Source organism: Deinococcus planocerae, assembly GCF_002869765.1.
GTDB classification, from domain to species: Bacteria; Deinococcota; Deinococci; order Deinococcales; family Deinococcaceae; genus Deinococcus; species Deinococcus planocerae.
Window position 1 is genome coordinate 13,848 of the sequence record NZ_PNOR01000015.1, and the last position, 20,261, is coordinate 34,108.

At 71.4% G+C, this 20,261-nt stretch carries 16 protein-coding genes; 9 read left to right on the forward strand and 7 right to left on the reverse strand.

Going from position 1 to position 20,261, the window contains the following annotated elements:
• From A7B18_RS10170 to A7B18_RS10185, 4 genes are all read left to right on the forward strand, one after another.
• Window positions 1-2,076, forward strand: coding sequence for a S8 family serine peptidase (locus A7B18_RS10170; protein ID WP_102126586.1), 2,076 nt, complete (start codon window positions 1-3; stop codon window positions 2,074-2,076).
• Between the two features lie 141 nt (window positions 2,077-2,217).
• Entirely contained in the window at window positions 2,218-3,795 is a 1,578-nt protein-coding gene (locus tag A7B18_RS10175; protein WP_102126587.1) for an ABC transporter substrate-binding protein, read from the forward strand.
• Between the two features lie 88 nt (window positions 3,796-3,883).
• Window positions 3,884-4,921 (forward strand): ABC transporter permease, encoded by a 1,038-nt coding sequence (locus A7B18_RS10180; RefSeq protein WP_102126588.1) that lies wholly within the window; start codon window positions 3,884-3,886, stop codon window positions 4,919-4,921.
• Window positions 4,922-5,023: 102 nt separating this feature from the next.
• Entirely contained in the window at window positions 5,024-6,025 is a 1,002-nt protein-coding gene (locus A7B18_RS10185) for an ABC transporter permease (RefSeq protein ID WP_102126589.1), read from the forward strand.
• 83 nt (window positions 6,026-6,108) lie between these two features.
• On the opposite strand, the gene A7B18_RS10190 is transcribed toward A7B18_RS10185, so the two are convergent.
• Both A7B18_RS10190 and A7B18_RS10195 read right to left on the reverse strand, forming a co-directional pair.
• On the reverse strand, window positions 6,109-6,861 hold the full coding sequence (locus tag A7B18_RS10190; RefSeq protein ID WP_102126590.1) for a shikimate dehydrogenase: 753 nt from the start codon (window positions 6,859-6,861) through the stop codon (window positions 6,109-6,111).
• Between the two features lie 81 nt (window positions 6,862-6,942).
• Entirely contained in the window at window positions 6,943-8,151 is a 1,209-nt protein-coding gene (locus A7B18_RS10195; protein ID WP_102126591.1) for a hypothetical protein, read from the reverse strand.
• Window positions 8,152-8,370: 219 nt separating this feature from the next.
• Here A7B18_RS10195 and recN point away from each other — a divergent pair, with 219 nt between their 5' ends.
• From recN to pckA, 3 genes are all read left to right on the forward strand, one after another.
• Window positions 8,371-10,065, forward strand: a complete 1,695-nt coding sequence (recN, locus tag A7B18_RS10200) for a DNA repair protein RecN (protein ID WP_102126592.1) — start codon at window positions 8,371-8,373, stop codon at window positions 10,063-10,065.
• An 81-nt stretch (window positions 10,066-10,146) separates the two neighbouring features.
• Complete coding sequence (locus A7B18_RS10205; protein ID WP_102126593.1) at window positions 10,147-11,292, forward strand: protease complex subunit PrcB family protein; 1,146 nt, start codon at window positions 10,147-10,149, stop codon at window positions 11,290-11,292.
• Between the two features lie 223 nt (window positions 11,293-11,515).
• A complete protein-coding gene (gene pckA, locus A7B18_RS10210) occupies window positions 11,516-13,105 on the forward strand; it encodes a phosphoenolpyruvate carboxykinase (ATP) (protein ID WP_102126594.1) in 1,590 nt (529 codons plus the stop codon).
• Between the two features lie 650 nt (window positions 13,106-13,755).
• Here the strand turns inward: pckA and A7B18_RS10215 are convergent.
• Both A7B18_RS10215 and glgP read right to left on the reverse strand, forming a co-directional pair.
• On the reverse strand, window positions 13,756-14,646 hold the full coding sequence (locus A7B18_RS10215) for an EamA family transporter (protein ID WP_102126595.1): 891 nt from the start codon (window positions 14,644-14,646) through the stop codon (window positions 13,756-13,758).
• Window positions 14,647-14,735: 89 nt separating this feature from the next.
• Window positions 14,736-17,252 carry an alpha-glucan family phosphorylase gene (glgP, locus tag A7B18_RS10220; RefSeq protein ID WP_102126596.1) on the reverse strand — a complete coding sequence of 839 codons (2,517 nt, stop codon included), beginning with the start codon at window positions 17,250-17,252 and terminating at the stop codon, window positions 14,736-14,738.
• A 130-nt stretch (window positions 17,253-17,382) separates the two neighbouring features.
• Between glgP and A7B18_RS10225 the strand changes: the two genes are divergently transcribed.
• Complete coding sequence (locus tag A7B18_RS10225) at window positions 17,383-17,871, forward strand: hypothetical protein (RefSeq protein WP_245872820.1); 489 nt, start codon at window positions 17,383-17,385, stop codon at window positions 17,869-17,871.
• A 13-nt stretch (window positions 17,872-17,884) separates the two neighbouring features.
• Here A7B18_RS10225 and A7B18_RS21945 read toward each other — a convergent pair whose 3' ends face one another.
• The gene (locus A7B18_RS21945) at window positions 17,885-18,061 is read right to left on the reverse strand and encodes a hypothetical protein (protein ID WP_180970101.1); all 177 of its coding nucleotides are present in this window, start codon (window positions 18,059-18,061) and stop codon (window positions 17,885-17,887) included.
• Window positions 18,062-18,067: 6 nt separating this feature from the next.
• On the reverse strand, window positions 18,068-18,853 hold the full coding sequence (locus tag A7B18_RS10230) for an inositol monophosphatase family protein (RefSeq protein ID WP_102126597.1): 786 nt from the start codon (window positions 18,851-18,853) through the stop codon (window positions 18,068-18,070).
• A 28-nt stretch (window positions 18,854-18,881) separates the two neighbouring features.
• On the opposite strand from A7B18_RS10230, the gene A7B18_RS10235 reads away from it, so the two are divergent.
• Window positions 18,882-19,562, forward strand: coding sequence for a hypothetical protein (locus tag A7B18_RS10235; RefSeq protein ID WP_102126598.1), 681 nt, complete (start codon window positions 18,882-18,884; stop codon window positions 19,560-19,562).
• A gap of 68 nt (window positions 19,563-19,630) precedes the next feature.
• Here A7B18_RS10235 and A7B18_RS10240 read toward each other — a convergent pair whose 3' ends face one another.
• Complete coding sequence (locus A7B18_RS10240; RefSeq protein WP_102126599.1) at window positions 19,631-20,173, reverse strand: hypothetical protein; 543 nt, start codon at window positions 20,171-20,173, stop codon at window positions 19,631-19,633.
• Window positions 20,174-20,261 lie beyond the last annotated feature (88 nt).

The following is a 20,261-nucleotide window of genomic DNA, read 5'->3' on the forward strand; positions in this document are numbered from 1 at the left end:
ATGAAACGTCTCCTCGGCCTCGTCACCGCCACCCTCCTGCTGTCCGCGTGCGCCCAGACGCCCACCAGCGTTCCCCCGCGAACGGTCGACCTCGGCACGCGGCTGAGCGTCCCGGCGGTCCGGGGCTTCGCGGGCCGGTGGACCGTGGAGGAGGTCCCCGCCTGGCTCACCGTCTCACCCCTGAAGGGCACGGGCGACGTGCGGCTGACCGTGACGGCGGACCGGGCGCGGGCGACCCCGGCGGCGGCGGACCAGCCGAAACTGAGCGGCCAGATCACGGTCACGTGGCAGCACGGCGAGGAGAGCGGGCGCACGACGTGGACGGTCACCGCCGACCAGTACACCCTGACCGGGCGGGTGGTGGACGCGGCGCGGATTCAGGGGGCGGACGTGGGGACGCGGGCGGCCAAGACCTCCGCCCCGACCACGGAGGCACGCGGCGTCATCGTCAAGTACCGCTCGGCGGCGGCGCAGTCGGTCGCGCTCGGGCGGAGCGGGGGGGTGGGCCTGAGCGAGGCGGCGCGGGAGCGCACGCGGAGCACCCTGGCGCGGCTGAACGTGCCGCCCTCCTCCCGGCGGGACCTCGGCGGGCGGGCGGTGCGGCTGGAGACGCGGGACGTGGAGGGGGCCTTGCGGGCGCTGCGGGCCGACCCCAACGTCGAGTACGCCGTGCCCAACGCCGTGCTGCGGGCGCAGGCCGTCGCCGCCCCGGTCGTGCCGACGGACGAGTACGCGGGGTTGCAGTGGGCCTACCGCCTGCTCGGCTACGGGAGCGTGTGGCGCGACATGGAGGGGGGCGCGTACACCCGGCCCGTCACGGTCGCCGTGGTGGACTCCGGCGTGCGCTACGACCATCCCGACCTGGAGGGGCAACTGTACGGGCCGGGGGACGGGGCGCTCGACGTGCTCGGCTTCCGGGCGGCGGCCCCGGACAGCGCGGGTTACGACAACGGCGACGGGGACGGCCCCGACCCCGACCCCACCGACCCGGACACGCCGGGCCGCACCCTGGGGAGCCACGGCACCCACGTCAGCGGCATCATCGCGGCCCGCTGGGGCGAAATCCGGCAGGCCTGCCCGGAGTGCAGCGCGAGCGGCGTGGTGGGGGCGTCGTACCGCGCGCCCGTCAAGGTGCTTCCCGTGCGCGCCATCGACGCCTCGGGCGACGCCGAGATCGCGGACGTGGCCCTCGCCGTGCGCTACGCGGCGGGCCTGACGGTCACCCTGGACGGCCAGACGTACACCAACCCCCACCCGGCGGGGGTGGTCAACCTCAGCCTCGGGGGTGAGGTGAACGCCGAGGCGGCCCAGCCCCTGTGCGACGCCGTGGCCGACGCGGCGCGGGCGGGGGCCCTCGTGGTCGCGGCGGCGGGGAACGGGTACGGGACGGCGCCCTACTACCCCGCCGCGTGCGAGGGGGCGGTGGCGGTCGCCAGCGTGACCCTCTCGGGGGCGAGCGCTCCGGAGCGGGCGTCTTACAGTAGCGCCTACCCGCAGGTCGCCCTCGCGGCGCCGGGGGGGGTGGACCCGCAAGGCGCCACCTTCTTCGGCGGCGGCACCCTGAACGGCCAGCCCTTCCCCGACCTGATCTTCTCGACGGAGTGGGACTACGTGGGGGACGGGCCCGTCTACCTCGCCGAGTCGGGCACGAGCCAGGCCGCCCCGCAGGTGGCCGCCCTCGCCGCGCTGCTGCTGAGCAAGGGCGTGACCACGGGCCGCGCGGACACCCTCGCCCGGCTGGCAGCGACCGCCACCGACCTGGGCGCCCCGGGCCGGGACGATCAGTTCGGCTTCGGGATGATCAACGCGGCGGCGGCCCTGGGCGCCCCGGCGGTGAGCGACACCCTCGGGGTGCGGGTGCAGGACGCGCGGGGAAACGCCTTCCAGCCCGCCCTCGACGCCCTGGGCCGCTTCAACGCGTTCCTGCCGGACGGCACCTTCCGGGTGGTCGGCGGGCGTGACCGGGACGGCAACGGCGTGTACGGGGAGACGCACGAGCCGCGCGCCGAGCGTGAGGCGACCCTGGGCCCGACGCGGACGAGCGCGGCGGTCGGCGACCTCAGCCCGCAGCCCTGAGGGGCCGGGAGGCTGCGCCTTGACACCGTTCGGGGGGGCCCCTACCCTGAACCCACGCTGGCCCTTTATCCGCCCCTCACGTCCGAGCGTCTCCCACCACCGGTGGTTCGGCGCGGACGGGAGGCGGCCCCCGGAGGCTTCATGAAGAAAGTGCTTCTGACCGCCCTGCTCGCCGCCCTGCCCAGCGCGGGCGCGGCGACCCTCGTCTTCGGCGCGAACGGCGATCCCGTCAGCCTGGAGCCGGGGAACATCACCGACGGCATCTCCATCCTGGTGCAGCGCCAGATCTACGACACGCTGGTGGACTTCAAGGACGGCACGACCGACCTGACCCCCGGGCTGGCGACGAGCTGGAAGAGCAACGCGAACGCCACCCAGTGGACCTTCACCCTGCGGCAGAACGTGAGGTTCCACGACGGCACGCCGATGAACGCGGACGCGGTGGTCTTCAACGTGAGCCGCTGGTGGGACCCCAAGCACCCCTACGGCTTCCGCGACCAGGGCCGCACCTTCGAGATCGTGGGCCAGCTCCTGGGCGGCTACAGGGGCGACGCGACCGCCGTCATCAAGAACATCGTGAAGGTCAACGACAACACGGTGCGCTTCGACCTGAATCAGCCCTCCAGCGTGTTTCCCAACGTGATCGCCGCCGGGTACTTCGGCATCGCCAGCCCCACCGCGATCCGCCAGCAGGGGGCGAGGTACGGCACGCCCGCGAGCAAGCCCGTGGGCACGGGCCCCTTCATCTTCCAGGCGTGGCGCACGGGCGACCGGGTGACCCTGACGCCCAACCGGGCGTACTGGGGCGAGAAGCCCAAGGTCGACGGGCTCGTCGTCCGGGCGATCAAGGACCCCTCGCAGCGGCTGAACGAACTCAAGGCCGGGACCATCGACTTCGCCAACGACCTGACGCCCGAGGCGCTCAGGAGCGTGCAGGCCGACCGCAACCTCGTGGCGGTCAAGCGCCCTTCTTTCAACGTGGGCTTCGTGAGCCTGAACAACCGCAACCAGTACCTGAAAAACGAGCGGGTGCGGCGGGCCGTCAGCATGGCGATCAACAAAGACGCCATCGTGGAGGCCTTCTGGCCGGGGCTGGGCATCAGCAACGCCTCGTTCGTGCCGCCCGTCCTTGCCTGGGCGAACTCGAAGAACGTGCCCGAGGACTACAAGTTCGATCCCCAGGCGGCCAAGCGGCTGCTCGCGGAGGCGGGCTACCCCAACGGCTTTTCCATCGACTTGTGGTACATGCCGGTCAGCCGCCCGTACTTCCCCTCGCCCAAGCCCATCGCCGAGGCCATCGCCGCCGACCTGAGCGCCATCGGCATCAAGGTGAACCTCAAGACCGAAGACTGGGCGAAGTACCTCGAAGACCGCAACAAGGAGCCGGGCTTCGACATGTACATGATCGGCTGGACCGGGGACTACGGCGACCCCGACAACTTCTACAGCGCGTACTACGGGGCGACCGCCTCGGACGACATCAACTGGAACCCGCCGCAGCTCCAGCGCCTGCTCGAACAGGGCCGCGCCGCCGTGTCGCAAGCGGACAAGGCCAAGATCTACGCGCAGATCCACGAGATCACCTACAACGCGAACTACCGCCTCCCGGTCGTTCACAGCCAGCCGCTCGCCGCCGCTCGCACCTACGTCAAGGGCTGGGTGCCCAGCCCGCTCGGCAGCGAGGCCTTCAACAAGATCAGCGTGGTCGGCAAGCGGTAAGCGCACCCGACGACGGGGCGCGCGGGGCGGGCAGCGAGAAGGGGGCCCGCCCCGCGCCCCTTCTCCGCACACAGAGGAGCGTTCCCCCTTGGGCAGTTACCTGATCCGCCGCGTGCTGCGGACCCTGCTGGTGATGGTCGGCATCAGCGTGGTCGTCTTCGCCTTCGTGCGCTCGATTCCCGGCGACCCCGCCACCGCCCTCCTCGGCGAGCGCGCCACCCCCCAGGCCAGCGCCGCCCTGCGCGAGCAGCTCGGGCTCAACAAGCCGTGGTTCATCAACTACCGCGACCCCGCCAATCTCCTCGACGCCCAGTTCCCGAAGTACGTCGGCCAACTCGTGCAGGGCAACCTCGGCAGCGGCATCAAGAGCAACATCCCGGTGCGCGACGAACTTGCCGCCCGCTTTCCCGCCACCGCCGAACTCGCCGTTGCCGCCCTGCTCTTCGCCCTCCTGATCGGCCTCCCTGCCGGAATCGTCGCGGCCCTGCGGCGCAACAGCGTGTGGGACAACCTCGCCACCACAATCAGCCTCGTCGGGGTCAGTATGCCGATCTTCTGGCTGGGGCTGCTCCTCGCTTACTTCTTCGGGGTGAGGCTGGGCTGGCTGCCCCCCAGCGCCCGGCTGGGCAACGACACGGTGCTGGAGCCCATCACCGGCTTCTATGTCCTCGACGCCCTCTTGAGAGGCCAGCCCGCCGCCGCGTGGGACGCCGTCCGGCACCTGATCCTGCCCGCCATCGCGCTGGGCTCGATTCCGCTCGCCATCATCGCGCGGATCACCCGCTCCAGCCTGCTGGAGGTGCTCGGGCAAGATTACGTGCGCACCGCCCGCGCCAAGGGCCTCGCCGGGCGCACCGTGACCCTCAAGCACGCCCTGAGAAACGCCCTGCTGCCGGTCGTCACCGTGATCGGTCTCCAGGCGGGGGCGCTTCTCGGCGGGGCGGTGCTCACCGAGACGATCTTCTCGTGGCCGGGGCTGGGCTCGTGGGTGTACGACGCGATCAGCCAGCGCGACTACCCGGTGATCCAGGGCGGGGTGATCTTCGCCGCCCTCGTGGTGAGCGTGGTGAACCTGATCGTGGACCTGAGCTACGCGGCGCTGGACCCCAGGATTCAATACAGGTGAGTGGGGAGTGGGGAGTGGTCAGTGGAGGCCAAAGCTTTCGCTTCCGCTCACGCCCATCTTTTCCCACTCACCACTGACCACTGACTACTCACCGAGGTGTTCATGACCACCCTCTCCCCTCCCAGGTCGGCCCGCAAGCGTCAGCCCAGCATCTTCTGGCGGCGCTTCCGGCGCTCCACGCCCGGCAAGGTCGGCGCGGTGATCGTCGCCCTCTTCGCGCTGCTGGCGCTGCTCGCGCCGATCATCGACCCCTACGACCCCACCACCGACCGCAACTACCGACTTAACCTCAAACCACCGAGCGTCGCGGCGCTGTGGAACCCCGAGGTCGCCGAGGAATACCGCGACCCGGCCACGGGCACCGTGAACGCCTGGGCCGCCCCCTTCGGCACGGACAACCTGGGGCGCAGCGTCGCCACGCGGGTGCTGCACGGGGCGCAGCTCAGCCTCAAGGTCGGCGTGGTGAGCACGGTGCTCGCCCTGATCGTGGGCACGCTGCTGGGGGTGCTCGCCGGGTACTTCGGCGGGTGGTTCGACTCGGTGGTCGGGTACCTGTCGGACGTGATGCTGGCCTTCCCGAGCATCCTGCTCGCCATCGGCTTCGCCAGTATCTTTTCCAGCGACAACCCGCCGCTCCTGATCGGGGCGCTCGACCGCCTCTTCGCGCTGAACAGCCCGCAGCTCGTGACCGCGATGCTGGCGGTCTCCCTGGTGCAGGTCCCGGTGTACATCCGTCTGGCGCGCGCGGTCGTGCTCAGCGTGCGCGAGCGCGAGTTCGTGCAGGCGGCGGGGGCGCTGGGGGCCACCCAGGGGCGGATGATCTTCCGGCACGTGCTGCCCAACAGCCTCTCGCCCTTGATCGTGCAGGGAGCCCTGAGCATCGCTACCGCCACCATCGAGGTCGCCGCGCTGGGCTTCCTGGGCATCGGCGCGCAGCCGCCCCTGCCCGAGTGGGGCACCATGATCAGCGACTCGCGGCAGTACTACATCGACGCGCCGTGGACGATGGTCTTCCCGGGCCTCGCCATCTTCCTGACCGTGCTGGGTTTCAACCTGCTCGGCGACGGCTTACGGGACGTGCTGGACCCACGCAGCACCCAGTAAGGGGCAGAAGGCAGAAGGCAGAAGGCAGGGGGCAGAAGGCGAGAGAGGGGCCTTCTGCCCTCTGCTTTCTGCCTTCCGCCGCCTCAAACCAGCGCGCCCGCCAACTCCGTCAGGTCCTCCGGGCGGTAGCGCTGCCCGGTCGCGTGCAGCAGTTGGCGGGAGAGGCGCAGGGCGGGCAGGAGGCTGAGGTCGAGGGTCGCCGCGCCGCTCGCCCCGGAGTTTGCGCGCCCGGTGAGGTCGGCGAGGGTGTGGTAGGGCTGGAGGAGGCCGGGGGGGAGGGTCCCGCCCGTGAGGACGATCAGGTCGGCCCGCTCGGCGAGGGAGGCCAGGGCGGGGTCGAAGCGGCTGACGGGAAAGGCGCGGACCCCGGCGGGGAGGTCGCGCACGAAGCGCTCGGCGTCGGGCACGCTGTCGGCGGCGATGCCGACGGTGGTAAAGCCCAGCCGCACGAGGGGCAGGGCGCGGGCGAGTTCGCCCCCCGAGCCCAGCAGCAAGGCGCCCGCCCCGCGCGCCGCGTAGCCGCTGGCCTCCACCGCGTCGGTGAGGGCGTCGGCGAGGGCGTAGGTGCCCTGGGCGCCCCCGGCGGTGAAGGCGACGGCATCCACCCGGCCCACCCGGCGGGCGCTGGCGTCGGGGTCGGCGGCCCCGGCTGCCATCCCCTCCCGCGACTCGTGCACGAGGGCCCCTGAAAAGCGCAGGGTGCGGCACGCCTGCATCACCGCGCCGAGGTTCTCGTCGGGTACCCCCACGACGATCAGCCCCGCCGTGCGCAGGGCGCGGGCGGCAGCCGGGGAATAACCGATCAGGGCGAGCGGCGCTTCTGGAGGGGTGGACATCGCCCCAGAGTGTACCGCGGGTCACGAAAGGCGAGGACCGCCCGGGGCGTGGGCGGTCCTCGCCTTTCGTGACCCGCGGTGTCAGTTGGTCTTGTTGCCAGAGTTCTGCGCGGGCGTCGAGGGCCCGCCCGCGGCGGCGGACCCGGCGGCGGGCGAGCCGCCCCAGGTCGCGCCCGTGGTGCCCGCCTGGGTTCCGCCCGCGGCGGCGGGAGCGGGGGCCGGGGCGGGGTCCTCGATGCGTTCGAGCCACATGGTGCCCACGAGGTTGCGGGCGTTGCGGCCCGCGCGGTGCAGGCTCTCGGCGGCCTCGGGGTTCACGCGCCCCACGGCGTCGAGGATGGCCTGCCGGGCGGCGGGCACGCGGGCGAGCACGACCGCGCCCGTGCCCAGCAGCAGCAGGCCGACGAGGCCCCCACTCCCGCCGCCCCGCGCCCCGGACTTGGCGGCGCGTCCTTTCTGCTGGCTCAGGCGGGCGAGTTCCTTCCTCGTCGCCTTGGGCAAGGGCCCGACCTGCCGCCGGACCTCGCGCTCGATTTCGTCGGCGCTCCAGCTCCGCTCCATGGCCCGCAGCTCTTTTTCGGCGTCCATGCGGGCGGCCCTGAGCGCCTGCTCGGCCTGACGCAGGGCCGTCTCGGCGGAGACCACCGCCGCCCCGGCGTTCCGGGCGCCCTCGGCCTTGTGGGCGCGCGCCTCCTGTTTGACCTGTGCCGCCGCACCCCCAAGCAGGTGCTCGCCCTGACGGCGGCGAGCCTCGGCCATACGGGCCGCCTTGTCAGCCGCGCGGGCCGCCTGGGCCCGCTTCACCCGCACCTCACGCCTCACCTGCCGCCCGGTGCCCTTCAAGGCCCGCCCGGCGTCCTCGGCGAGGTCTTCCACCGTCTCGCCAAGCGCCTCCACGCCGCGCTTGACGCCCCGGTGCACGTCGTGGGCGACCCCGGCGGCCTTGACCACCCCGGCACCCGCCGCCGCCGTGACCGTCCCCGCGGCGGCCTGCGCCATCTCCCCGGCGCGGTCGAGCACCGACTCGGCCCGGTCCGCCGCTTCCTCGCGCACGGTGTCCACGGCCCGCGCCGTCTTCCGCGCTACCCCGTGCGCCGTGTGTCCGGCCTCGGCGGCGGCCTTGAGTTTCGCCCCGCGCGCCGTCCCGCCCAGCGCCTCCTGGAGGTCGTGGCGCAAACGCTCGGGCGCGTTCTCGGGCCGGGGCCGGGTGTTCGCGTTCAGGCCGAGGGCGCCCAGGCCGCCGAGCAGCGTCCGGCGGCCCGTCCCCTTCTCCGGGTTGAGCTTGTCCATGTCCCTACTCCTTTCACGTTCCGCTGCCCCCTCCGGGGGAAGAGCGAAAGACCATGCGGCCCCCATTCTGGAAGCCCCCGCCCCCCGGAGTGTGGGCAGACCGTGACGTGGGTTTCATGTTCCCGGCGCCCCGTCCCCATCCGCGCGCCGCGCCCGCCTTGCGCACACCGTGACGCCTGTGCTCCTTTCCCCCACCCCGGACGCTCTACACTCGGGGGCGTGACCCGCAAGGCCCGCGCCCCCACCGCCCCCACCGCGCCGCCTTCGCCCGCGCCCGGCCCGGCCCCGGCGGGGCCCCTCCTGTCCCGGCTGGAGGTGCGCAACCTCGCCACCATCCGCGACCTCACGCTGGAGCTGCGGGGGGGCTTCAGCGCCTTTACCGGCGAGACGGGCGCGGGCAAGAGCATCATCGTAGACGCGCTCGGGCTGCTGCTGGGCTCGCGGGCGAATACCGACCTGATCCGCACCGGGGAAGACGGCCTGCTCGTCACCGGCTTTTGGGGCGGCGGCGAGGACGAATACAGCGCCAGCCGCCGGGTGACCACCCAGGGCCGCGGCACCGCCCGCCTCGACGGCGAGGTCGTCTCTGTGCGCGAGCTTCAGGAGTGGGCCGCCACCCGCCTCACGATCCACTGGCAGCACAGCGCCGTCAGCCTGCTCACCCCCGCCAACCAGCGCTCGCTCCTCGACCGGCAGGTCGGCGCGGAGGTCGCGGCCTACACGGCGGCCTACCGCGCGTGGGGCGAGGCGAGGGTGCGGCTGGAAAACCTGCGGGCGAACGAGCGCGAGCGGGCGCGGCAACTCGACCTCCTGACCTTCCAGGTGCGCGAGATCGAGGGGCTCGCTCCCCAGCCCGGTGAGGAGGAGCCCCTGGGCAACGAACTCACCCGCTTATCGAACCTGGAGACCATCGCGCAGGGGGCGGCGGGGGCGCTCGACCTCCTCTCCGACGGCGAGACGAACGCGGTGGGCATGATCGCCGAGGCGCTCAGGGCGCTCAACGCCGGGGCGAAGTACGACGAGACGAGCGCCCAGCTCCAGCGCGACCTGCGCGACGCCCTGGACGCCGTGCAGGCGGTGGTGGGCGAACTGCGCGACGTGGCCGAGGACAGCGCCCCCGACCCGGAGGAACTCGCGCGGGTGGAAGGGCGGCTCACCGCGCTCGGCAGGCTGCGCGCCAAGTACGGCCCGACCCTGGAGGACGTGCTCGCCTTCCACGCGTCCGCCGAGGCGGAACTCGCCGAACTCGACCGCGACGAGCGCGACGCGGACACCCTGGAGGCCGAGGTCGGGCGGCTGGAGCAGGGGGCGGTGCGGGCGGGCGAGGCGCTCGACGGGGCCCGCCGCCGCCTCGCCGGGCCGCTCGCTGCGGGGCTCGTCGGGGTGATCCGCGAGCTGGGGATGCCGCACGCGCGGCTGGAGTTCCGCCTGACGCCCCTGCCCCACCCCGGGCCCTCGGGATTGAGCGACGTGACGCTGCACTTCACGGCCAACCCCGGCGAGGACCTCGGGCCCTTGGCGGACGTGGCCTCGGGCGGTGAGCTGTCGCGCGTGATGCTGGCGATCAGCACGGTGCTCGGCGCGGAGACGCCCGCCGTCGTCTTCGACGAGGTGGACGCGGGGATCGGCGGGGCGGCGGCGCTCGCGGTCGCCGATCAGCTCGGGCGGCTGGCGGGCGAGCGGCAGGTTCTGGTGGTGACCCACCTCGCCCAGATCGCCGCCCGCGCCGACCACCACTACAAGGTCGAAAAACACGTCGAGGACGGGCGCACGGTGAGCCGGGTCCGGTTGCTGGGCGACGAGGAGCGGCTGGAGGAGATCGCGCGGATGCTCAGCGGCAACACCTCGGAGGCGGCGCTCTCGCACGCGCGGGAGCTCCTAAGCCGTGGGCGCGGGCGCGCGGCGGCGAACTGAGGGCGCGTGGAGACGTCAGCGTGGGCGTTTCCTGAAGGAGAGCTTCAGTCGGTCGTCAGGCTGCGTGCCTAAGCTGACCGCATGAAGACATCCCTGACCGCCGCGCTCCTGCTGGGCGCGGGCCTCCTTGCGGGCTGCTCGATGACCGGCCCCGGCAACCTGAGGGTCCACGAGGTGCTGCTCTACGGCGGCACCCAGGAGCGCATCGCCTGGGTCTACGGCGACCTGCGGGGCTCGGCCCAGAGCAGCGTGAAGCTCGGGAACACGGCGGCGGAACTGCGCGCCCAGGTGCCCGACCCCCTCGCCGTGGCGGGTACCCTCAGCGTCAACGGGAGGGCGACGTACCGGTTGCCGACCGCCGCCGTGACGCCGAAGCTGGCGGTCACGCGCGACACGCAGGGCCTGTTCAACGTGACCCTCAACGAGGCGTCGGGGACCGTGTACTTCACCGACGGGCGGGGCTGGAGCCGCCTGAGCGCTCCGGCGGGCCCGGGCCTGCGGGGCACCGCCGTCGCCGGGCTGCGCGGGGCGGGCAACCTCACCGACGCGGAGGCCGACGCCCTGAGCGCCGCGCTCGTGAGCCAGGGGCCGCTCGCGGTGGCCGTGCTGAACGAGGCGGGCGTGCCCGACGCGCCCCTGACGGTCGAGCCCACCCCCGCCGAGTACCGCCGCACGGCGCTGTACGTGCTCCCGAACGTGCGCACGGTCGCCCTGCCGGGGACGGCCACGGGCACCGTCACGATCACGCCGGGCACCCCCACGCCGGGAGCGGGCCAGCCCGGCGGCACCCAGACACAGGGCCAGGCCCAGGGGACGCGCGTGACCTTCACCGAACTCGCCAGCGGCACGAACGCCGCCGCCACCACCCCGGCGGTGCAGGTCGCCACCACCCAGAGCGCCCTGAGCGCCCTTTACAACCTCGCCTACGGGCGGCAGACGGGCGTGCCCGCCGCGCCGAGTCTGGGGGCGGGCGGCACGGCGGTCGGCGTCTTCCTGGGGCAGCGGCCCACCGGGGGCTACGGGGTGCGGGTCGTGGGCGCGAGCAGCCAGAACGGCGTCCTGACCCTCACCGCCGAGGTGCGCTCGCCGGGAGAGGGCAGCATCACCACCCAGGCGCTGACGAGCCCGTGGACCATCGTGCGCGTGCCCGGCACCTACCGCGAGGTCCGCGTCGTGGACGCCCAGGGCCGACCCCTGCCGGGCGCGGGCGGCGGGCAGATTCGCTGAGGTGAGGCTTCATCAGAAGGGGGGCACTCGGGGGACCGGGTGCCCCTCCTTTCTATGGGACGGCGGCGACGGGCACGGCGACACGCACCCCAAAGGGAGGGTTCCGACGTGGCGTGCGCGGGTGTTTCCGCCCGCGTGACAACACCAAGGTTGGCGTGGAACCGCTTCCTGAGCGAGGATTATTGTGTACTCTCCCACACCAACCCTTTCCGGAGGCAATCCCATGAGCCTGACCAGTTCCAATCCGCTCCAGTCGCTCGGTATTCGTCACGCCACGCTGCACCACAACCCCGGGGTGGACGAGCTGTACGAGGCCGCCCTGCGGCTGGGCGAGGGGCAGGTGGCGGCGGGCGGGCCCCTCGCCGTCCGCACCAACAAGACGGGCCGCAGCCCGAAAGACCGCTTCATCGTGGAAGACGACCTCACCCGCGGCGCGGTGTGGTGGGGCGGCTTCAACACGCCCGTGAGCCCGGAGGTCTTCGGCAACCTGCTGGGGAAGATGACCGCCTACGCCGAGGGCCGTGAACTCTTCGTGCAGGACGTGTACGCCGGAACCGACCCCGCGCACCGCCTCGCCGTGCGGGTGGTGACCGAGATGGCCTACCACTCGCTCTTCGTCCGCAACATGTTCGTGCGCCCCACCGACGCCGAGCGGGAGGGCTTCGAACCCGACTGGACGGTCCTGAACATCCCCTCGTTCAAGGCGGACCCGGAGCGCGACGGCGTGCGCAGCGAGACCTTCATCCTGGTGAATTTCAGCCGGAAGATGATCATCGCGGGAGGCACCCAGTACGCGGGAGAGAACAAGAAGGGCATCTTCGGGGTGCTGAACTTCCTGCTGCCGCAGCAGGGCGTGATGCCGATGCACTGCTCGGCCAACGTGGGCGCAGAAGGGGACGTGGCCCTCTTCTTCGGCCTGAGCGGCACGGGCAAGACGACGCTGAGCGCCGACCCCAGCCGCAAACTCATCGGCGACGACGAGCACGGCTGGACCGACACGGGCATTTTCAACTTCGAGGGCGGCTGCTACGCCAAGGTCATCCACCTGAGCCCCGAGGCCGAGCCTGCCATCCACCGCACCACCCAGACGTACGGCACGGTGCTGGAAAACGTCGTCCTGAGAGAAGACGGCACGCCCGACCTCGACGACGGGTCGCTGACCGAGAACACCCGCAGCGCCTATCCCATCGAGCAGATGGGCAACATCGTGGAGGGGGGGATGGCGGGCCACCCCAAGAACATCGTCTTCCTCACCGCCGACGCCTTCGGGGTGCTGCCGCCATTGAGCCGCCTGAGCCCCGAGCAGACGATGTACTTTTTTCTCAGCGGCTTCACGGCCAAGATTCCCGGCACCGAGGACGGCGTGACCGAGCCCAGCCCCACCTTCTCGACCTGTTTCGGGGCGCCCTTCATGCCCCGGCACCCCGGCGAGTACGCCCGGCTGCTGGCGACGAAGGTGCAGGAGAGCGGTGCCCGCGTGTGGCTGGTGAACACGGGCTGGACCGGCGGGCAGTACGGCCAGGGCAAGCGCATGAGCATCGCCCACACGAGACGGCTGATCAACGCCGCCCTCTCGGGCGAACTGGGCGACGTGAAGTTCATCCGCGAGCCCTTCTTCGATCTGGAGATTCCCACCGAGGTGCCCGGCGTGCCCAGCGAGGTCCTCAACCCGCGCGACGCCTGGGCCGACAAGGACGCCTACGACCGCACCGCCCGCAAGCTGGCGGGGATGTTCCGCGAGAATTTCAAGCGCTTCGAGGACGGGGTAGACCCCAAGGTCACGGCGAGTATGCCGGAGCACGGGAGGGGGTAAGAACCTTCAGGCTCTCTAACCGCCCCGGCTAAGGTTGGGGCGGTTTTTGCTGCGCGAGGAACACCCCTTCTACATCGGGCAAGACGGCTGATCGGTGCATACTTACAGTGATGAATGGCTCCGGCGCCCAACAAAGCCCTTCAGGGTTAGAGACTAAGGTTGCTCTCGAACTAAGCGCTTATTCAGAGAGAACCTCAATAGGATCGGGTTTCAGTGTGCAACCGTCCGCAGACCTCTGCTACTTGTTAGAGTTGTATATTCCGCGATTGCTCTCCCGCCATCATCCAGAGTGGGAAAGAAAAAGCTTGGACGGTATGTTTTTAGCCAGCGCCCAAAAGGTCGGTTTAAGAACTGCCGAGCTCGCTGGTATGTGCATCCTGATTAGTGATCAGACTGTGACACCCTTTTTTATTCGCTTGGCTCTCACTTCATCACACGGTTCAATAACGTCCTATCGGGTGCTTTTGGGTGAGCCAAGGGGCGGTCACCTTGGAATCTCTGGACCGCCTTTTAACTCCTCACATGCTCAATGGCTACTGCAAACTGTCGGCACACGCTTGAATAGGATTCGCTGGTCATACACGATAACCAGTGATGCAAGTTGAAGCGAAAAGGGTGTCACGACAAACGCCGTTCAGCCTACATCCCCCTCAATTCGCCGGTTCCACCTCCACTACCCTCCTCTCTCCGCTCAGGCTGATGCCCGCGCTGGCGGCGATCACGCAGAGCATCGCCAGCCATTGCAGCGGGGTCAGGCGCTCGCTCAGGAAGAGCAGGCCGCTCAGGGCAGCGAGGGCGGGCTCCAGGCTCATCAGCACGCCGAAGACGCGGGCGGGCAGGGCGCGCAGGGCCGCCATCTCCAGGCTGTAGGGCAGGGCGCTCGACAAGACGGCGACGGCCAGCCCCGCGAGGAGGGCAGCAGGGGCGAGCAGCCCGGTCCCCGCCTGAATCAGGCCGAAGGGCAGGGTCACGACCGCCGCGACGAGCATCCCCGCCACGACTCCGGTCACGCCCGGCACCCGCCTCCCGACCGCCCCGCCCGCCAGGATATACAGCGCCCAGAAGGCCCCGGCAGTCAGGGCCAGCGCCGCACCGAGCGGATCGAGGGTGCCGCCCTCTCCCCCGTGCGGCGCGATCAGGACGATGCCGAGCGCAGCGAGCGCCACCCAGGCCAGGTCCTGGGCCCGCCGCGACAGGGCGAGCGACAGCACCAGCGGCCCCACGAACTCCAGCGTGACGGCCAGCCCCAGCGGCAGCCGCGTCAGCGAGAGGTAGAAGGTCAGGTTCATCAGCCCGAGGGCGGCGCCGTAGGGGATGACGGCCCGCCACGCTGCCGGGGACAGGGCGCGCAGGTTAGGGCGGAAGATGAGGCTCAGGAGGGCGGCGGCCAGGGTCACGCGGAGGGCCGTCGTCCCCGCCGCGCCAAGGGTGGGAAAGAGCGTCTTGGCGAAAGCCGCGCCGCCCTGGATGCTCAGCATGGAGAAGAGCAGCGCCGGGATGGGGGGCAGCGAGGGGGGCAGGGCGCGGCGCACGCGTGGCATTATGGCGCCCAAGGCAAGACCGCCCCCGCCTTTGTCTCGGCGGGAGCGGTCCGGCGGGGGCTAGCGGCTGAGCGCGGAGAGCTGCCCGCTCACGCCCACTTGATCAGCCCGGCCTCCAGCGGGTTGCTCAGGCCCTCGATCTCGGGGACCATGCGGACGCCGACGGAGTACAGGCCGCTGTCGTCGAGGGGCACCTGGGCGCTGAACTTGCCGTCGCCGTCGTGGGTCAGGGGCACGCGGGTGACCTGTTCGCCGCGCTTGAGGACGGCCTCGACCTGGAGTTCTTCCGGGCGGATTCCGGCGGGGTTGACGCTCGCGCGGACCTCGACGCGCTCGCCGGGCCGGGCGGTGGTGGGGAGGTTCGCCGTGGCGTGCAGGGTCGTGTACGGCCACTGCTGGCGCACCCAGGTCTTCCACGAGGCGATCTCGCGCGCCCGCCTGCCCCCGTCGGCGCTCACCTCCGCGCCCCGCGCCGTGAGGGGCAGATAGTATTTCTGCACGTAGTCGATGACCTGCCGCTGCATCGAAAAGCGCGGGCTCACCGTCCGGATGGCGCGGCGCACCGTCTTCGCCCAGCCGCTGCGCTGCCCGCCCGTGCCGTAGTACAGGGGCACGATCTCGGTCTCCAGCGTGCTGTAGAGGCTGTAGGCGTCGGCGTCGTCCTGGGCGTTCAGGTCACTGTACTCGCGCTCCTCTCCGATGGGCCAGCCGTTGGTGGTGTCATAGCCCTCCCGCCACCAGCCGTCGAGGATCGAGAAGTTGGGAGAGCCGTTGAAGCTCGCCTTCATGCCGCTCGTGCCGGAGGCCTCCAGCGGGCGGCGGGGGTTGTTCAGCCAGATGTCTACCCCCTGCACGAGCTGGCGGGCGACGCTCATGTCGTAGTTCTCCAGGATCACGATCTTGCCGCGGAACTCGGGCTCCTGGGACACGCGGTAGATCTCCTGGATGAACGCCTTGCCGGGGTTGTCCGCCGGGTGCGCCTTGCCCGCGAAGACGAACTGCACCGGGCGCTCGGGGTCGTTCACGATGCGGCTGAGCCGCGCCTTGTCGCGGAAGAGCAGGGTCGCGCGCTTGTAGGTGGCAAATCTGCGCGCGAAGCCGATGGTCAGGGCATTCTCCGAGAGCACCGTGTCGGTCGCGGCCACGTCGGCGGCGGAGGCCCCGTTGCGGATCATCTGGGCCTTGAGGCTGCGGCGCACGAAGGTGACCATCTCGCGCTTCATTTCGAGCTGCACGTCGGAGAGCTGGGTGTCCGACAGCTCCTCCACGGCCTCCCACATCGCCTCGTCCTCCAGCCGCTCGGTCCAGTCGGCGGGCAAGACGCTGCCCAGCAGCCCGCGCATGGGCTGGCTCGTGAAGGTGAGGTTGTGCGCCCCGTTCGTGACGTGGCCGATGGGCACCTCGCCCGCCTCGGCGCCCTCGTAGAGGAACTTCCACATGTCGCGGCTGACCTCGCCGTGGAGTTCGGAGACCCCGTTCGCCGCGCGGCTCATGTTGAGGGCGAAGACGGTCATGGAGAAGGTGGGCACCCAGTGGTTGTCCCAGAACTGCTCGTGGCGGGCGAGGGCATAGAGGTCGTCGCGGCTGACGCCCAGCAGGCCCGGCCACTTGCCGAGGTGGCGGTCCATCAGGTCGTAGGCGAAGGCGTCGTTCCCGGCGGCGACCGGCGTGTGGGTGGTAAAGAGGGTGCTGCTCGCCACCGCCTCCAGCGCGGTGCGGAAATCGAGGCCCGCCTCCACGAACTCGCGCATCCGCTCCAGGCCGAGCAGGGCGGCGTGGCCCTCGTTCATGTGGTACACGCCCGCGGGGACGTTCAGCAGCCTGAGCGCCCGGATGCCCGCCACCCCCAGCAGCACGTACTGCTGCACCCGCAGTTCCTGGTTGCCGCCGTACAGCCGCGCGGTGAGCTTGCGGTCGTCCTCGCTGTTCTCGGGCACGTTTGCGTCGAGGAGCAGCACCTTGATGCGCCCCACGGCGAGTTCCCACACCCGGATATGGACGGCACGGGCCCCGATCCGGACGGACACGCGCGCCTCCTGCCCGTCCGGGGTCAGCGCGGGCCGGATGGGCAGGGTGGTGAGGTCGAGTTCGTCGTACGCCTCCTGCTGCCAGCCGTCCTTGCCCAGCATCTGCCGGAAGTAGCCCTGGTGGAAGAGCATCCCCACCGCCGTGAAGGGCAGCCCCAGGTCGGAGGCACTCTTGCAGTGGTCGCCCGCCAGCACGCCGAGGCCACCGCTGTAGATCGGCAGCGACTCGTGGAAGCCGTACTCCATGCTGAAGTAGGCGACGGGCGCGAGGCCAGGGGCGTTCTGGCTCGCCCAGGTGTCTTGCTTCGTCATGTACGCGTCGAAGTCGGCGATCACCCGCTCGTAGCGCGCCAGATAGTCGGGGTTGGCGGCGGCGTGGGCCAGCCGCTCCTGCGGGACCTCGAGCAGCGTGCGAACCGGGTTGTGTTGGAAGCGCTCCCAAACCTCGGGGTCGAGGTCCTGGTAGAGCGACTGGGCGTGTGGGGTCCACGACCAGTACAGGTTGTAGGCGAGTTCCGACAACCGCCCGATTGAGCGGGGCAGTTGCGGCAGCACGGTGACCTTGCCGATGACGTTCATACCCGCTGAGACTACACCATCGCTTCCCGGGGGCAGCCTGCCGGAGAACAGCGATGCACACGTATAAAACGCGGCCTGTCTAGATGGAAACGGCGGGGGTGCGTCGCCCCCCGTCCCTTACCCTGAGGCCGTGAAGACGATCCAGGACGGGGCAAGCGACGACCCGCAGGCCCTGCTGCGCGCGGAGGGAGAACGGCTCGCCCGGCGCCTCACGCAGACGCTCGGCGGAGGGGCGGAGGACGTGGCCCGCGCGCACCTCCTCGGCCTGAGCCTCGCCGTGAACCTCGTGAACGCCTTCCTGCCCACGGTCGAGCAGGTTTCGCGCCACGCGGGGCGGCCCCTGCACGCGCACCTCACCACCGACGGGCGAGGGCGGGCGGTGGTGGAGACGGTGACCGCGGACGGGGAGAGGCACGCCCGGCTGCCCGTGGACGACCTGCTGGAGTCGGCGCTGTACGTGCGCGGACGGCTCCACCCCACCGTCCTCGCACACCTCTCGGAGGCGATGCGGGGCAGCGAGGGGCACGCGACCCGGGCGCTGGCCGCCTGCCTGAGAAGCGCTCCGGTCCTGGGAGCCCTGCGGCGGCACCTGACCGCGCTGCTGAAGAAGGGGCCCTGACTGACCCCTTCCTCTACCCCGGCTCGCGCAATCGGCGCAGCAGCCAGAAGCCGACCGCGTCGAGCGCGACGAGCAGCACGAGGGAATTCAGTGCGGGCCACCGCTCGCCGTGCCCGAATTCGAGCAGGATGCTGGCGACGCCGCCGAGGTTGAGGAACACGATCAAGACGGTGAGGAGGACGGGCAGCACCCCGGCTCACCCCTCCCGCAGCAGGGCGAGGAGTTCCCCGTGCACCCGCCCGTTCGTCGCCACGATCATGGGGGCGTAGGGGGTGGCCTCGCCGCCGCGGCCCGTGACCGTGCCCCCCGCCTCCTCCAGGATCAGGCTTCCGGCGGCGCTGTCCCAGGGCTTGAGGCCGAACTCCCAGTAGGCGTCGGTGCGCCCGCAGGCGACGTAACACAGGTCGAGCGCGGCGGCCCCCGGTCGGCGAACGGGCACCCCGAGCCGCAACAGCCGCGCGACGAGGGCGAGGTTCCCCTCCCCGCTCGCGTCGTAGGGAAAGCCGGTGGACACCAGGGCCGGGGTCGTCAGGGTGGGCGTCTCGCTCACGCGGATGGGCGAGCCGTTCAGGAAGGCGCCGCCCCCGCGCGTGGCGGTGAAGAGTTCGTCGCGGTTAGGATCGAAGACGACGCCGACCACCCGCTCGCCGCGTTCCTCCAGCCCGATGCTCACGCAGGAGAAGGGGAAGCCGTGCGCGTAGTTCACGGTGCCGTCGAGGGGATCGACCACCCAGCGGAAGGGGGCGTCCCCCACGCCGCCGCCCAGGCCCTCCTCCTCGCCCAGGACGGCGTGATCCGGGTACGTGCGGGCAATCACGTCGCGGATGGCGGCCTCGGAGAGCGCGTCCACCTCGGTCACGAGGTCGCTGTAGGTGGACTTGGAGCGGATGGTGAGGGCCTTTCCGGCGTGCGCGCGGTGGATGGCCCCGGCGGTGCGGGCCGCCTCCACGGCGACGGTCAGGGCGGCGGCGAGGTCGGTCATCCCGGCGAGTCTAGGCGATAATGGCGGGGTGCCGCGCCGCCTTTTCCTGCCTGCCCTGCTGCTTTCCCTCATCCTCGGCGGGTGTGCTCCCCCCGGGGGCGTGCGCGAGTTGAACTTCCGGGCGGGTCCCGCGGGCGGCGAGGTCAGCGCGGCGCGTCTGCTGACCGATCAGGTCGTGCCGGGAGACCGCCTGGTGACGGTGGCGCAGGCCCTCGACCGCGCGCCGGAGGGCAGCCTGATCGTGGTGTGCGGTCGGCGCTGGCGGGCGGCGAGCCCCTGGGGCGTGTGCCCGCACGTCTCGCGCAAGGTGGCGCCGGGGCTGCTCACCGAGGCGCCGGGCCTCTTCGCGGGGGGCCTGCTCAACGGCGGCCCGCAGACCGTCCCCCAGACCCGGCTCGCGTCGCGGGAGGTGGTGATCGTGCTCGACGTGGGGGTGCGCCCCGAGCAGATGCCGACCCTGCGCGCGGCGGTCGCCCGGCTGGACGGCCTCGCGTACCGGGTGGGCGGCGGGGACGACCCCGACCCGCGGGACGGGCTCGACTGCTCGACCTATCAGAACGCCCTCCAGCACGCGGTGGGCCTGCCGAACGTCATCCCGAAGCACGGGGCGTGGGATCTGTACCTGCCACAGGACGCGCTGACGGTCGCGGGGGTGCGGGTGCTGTGGGTGGGGGTGCGCGAGGAGAAAGCGGGAGGCGGGACCGGGTGAACAGGGGCGAGGGGAAGTGCGCCGCAGCCCACTCCCCCTCCCTACAACGTCAACCTCGCCTGTTGGACCTACTTCCCGCCTTTGCCCTTGCCGCCGTGCTCCTTGCCGGACTTCTCGGCCTTCTCGCCCTCATTCTCATGCTCGTCGTGGGTGCCCTTTCCCCCGCGCACCTGAGCCGTCTTCGCGTCGGCCTGGCGGTTGACGAGGGCGGACAGCGGCAGCGACACGGTCCGCCCGCCGGGTTGCGGCCACTCGAACTTGATCGCCCCGGGCTTCGACAGGTCGCGTGCCAGCGTGTAGGTCTGCGGCTCGCCCTGTCCCGCCGGGGGAACGACTTGCACGGCCCTCGCGTCCGCCAGGGTGGAGCCCTCCGTCAGCGCCACCGTCCCGTCGGGGTTGAGGGTGCCGATCACGCTGCCCTCCGCGTCCACGAGCTGCACCTGACCGCCCGCCGCCAGGAAGGTCTCCAGAGCCTCGGTCGAGTCGCGGCTGACCGACGCGGGCACCGTGCCGGGCAGGCTGACCGGGGTCGCCTGGGTCTGGGGTGAGGTCTGCGCGCCCGCCACGCCGAGCGTCAGGGCGGTGAGCCACATCATCGTGCGGTGTTTCAAGGTGTTCCTCCTGGGGTTGGATTCCTCCGGCCAATGTCGGTGCGGTCTCTGACCCCAGGCTGACGTCAGGCGCCTCCCCCGTTGGGGG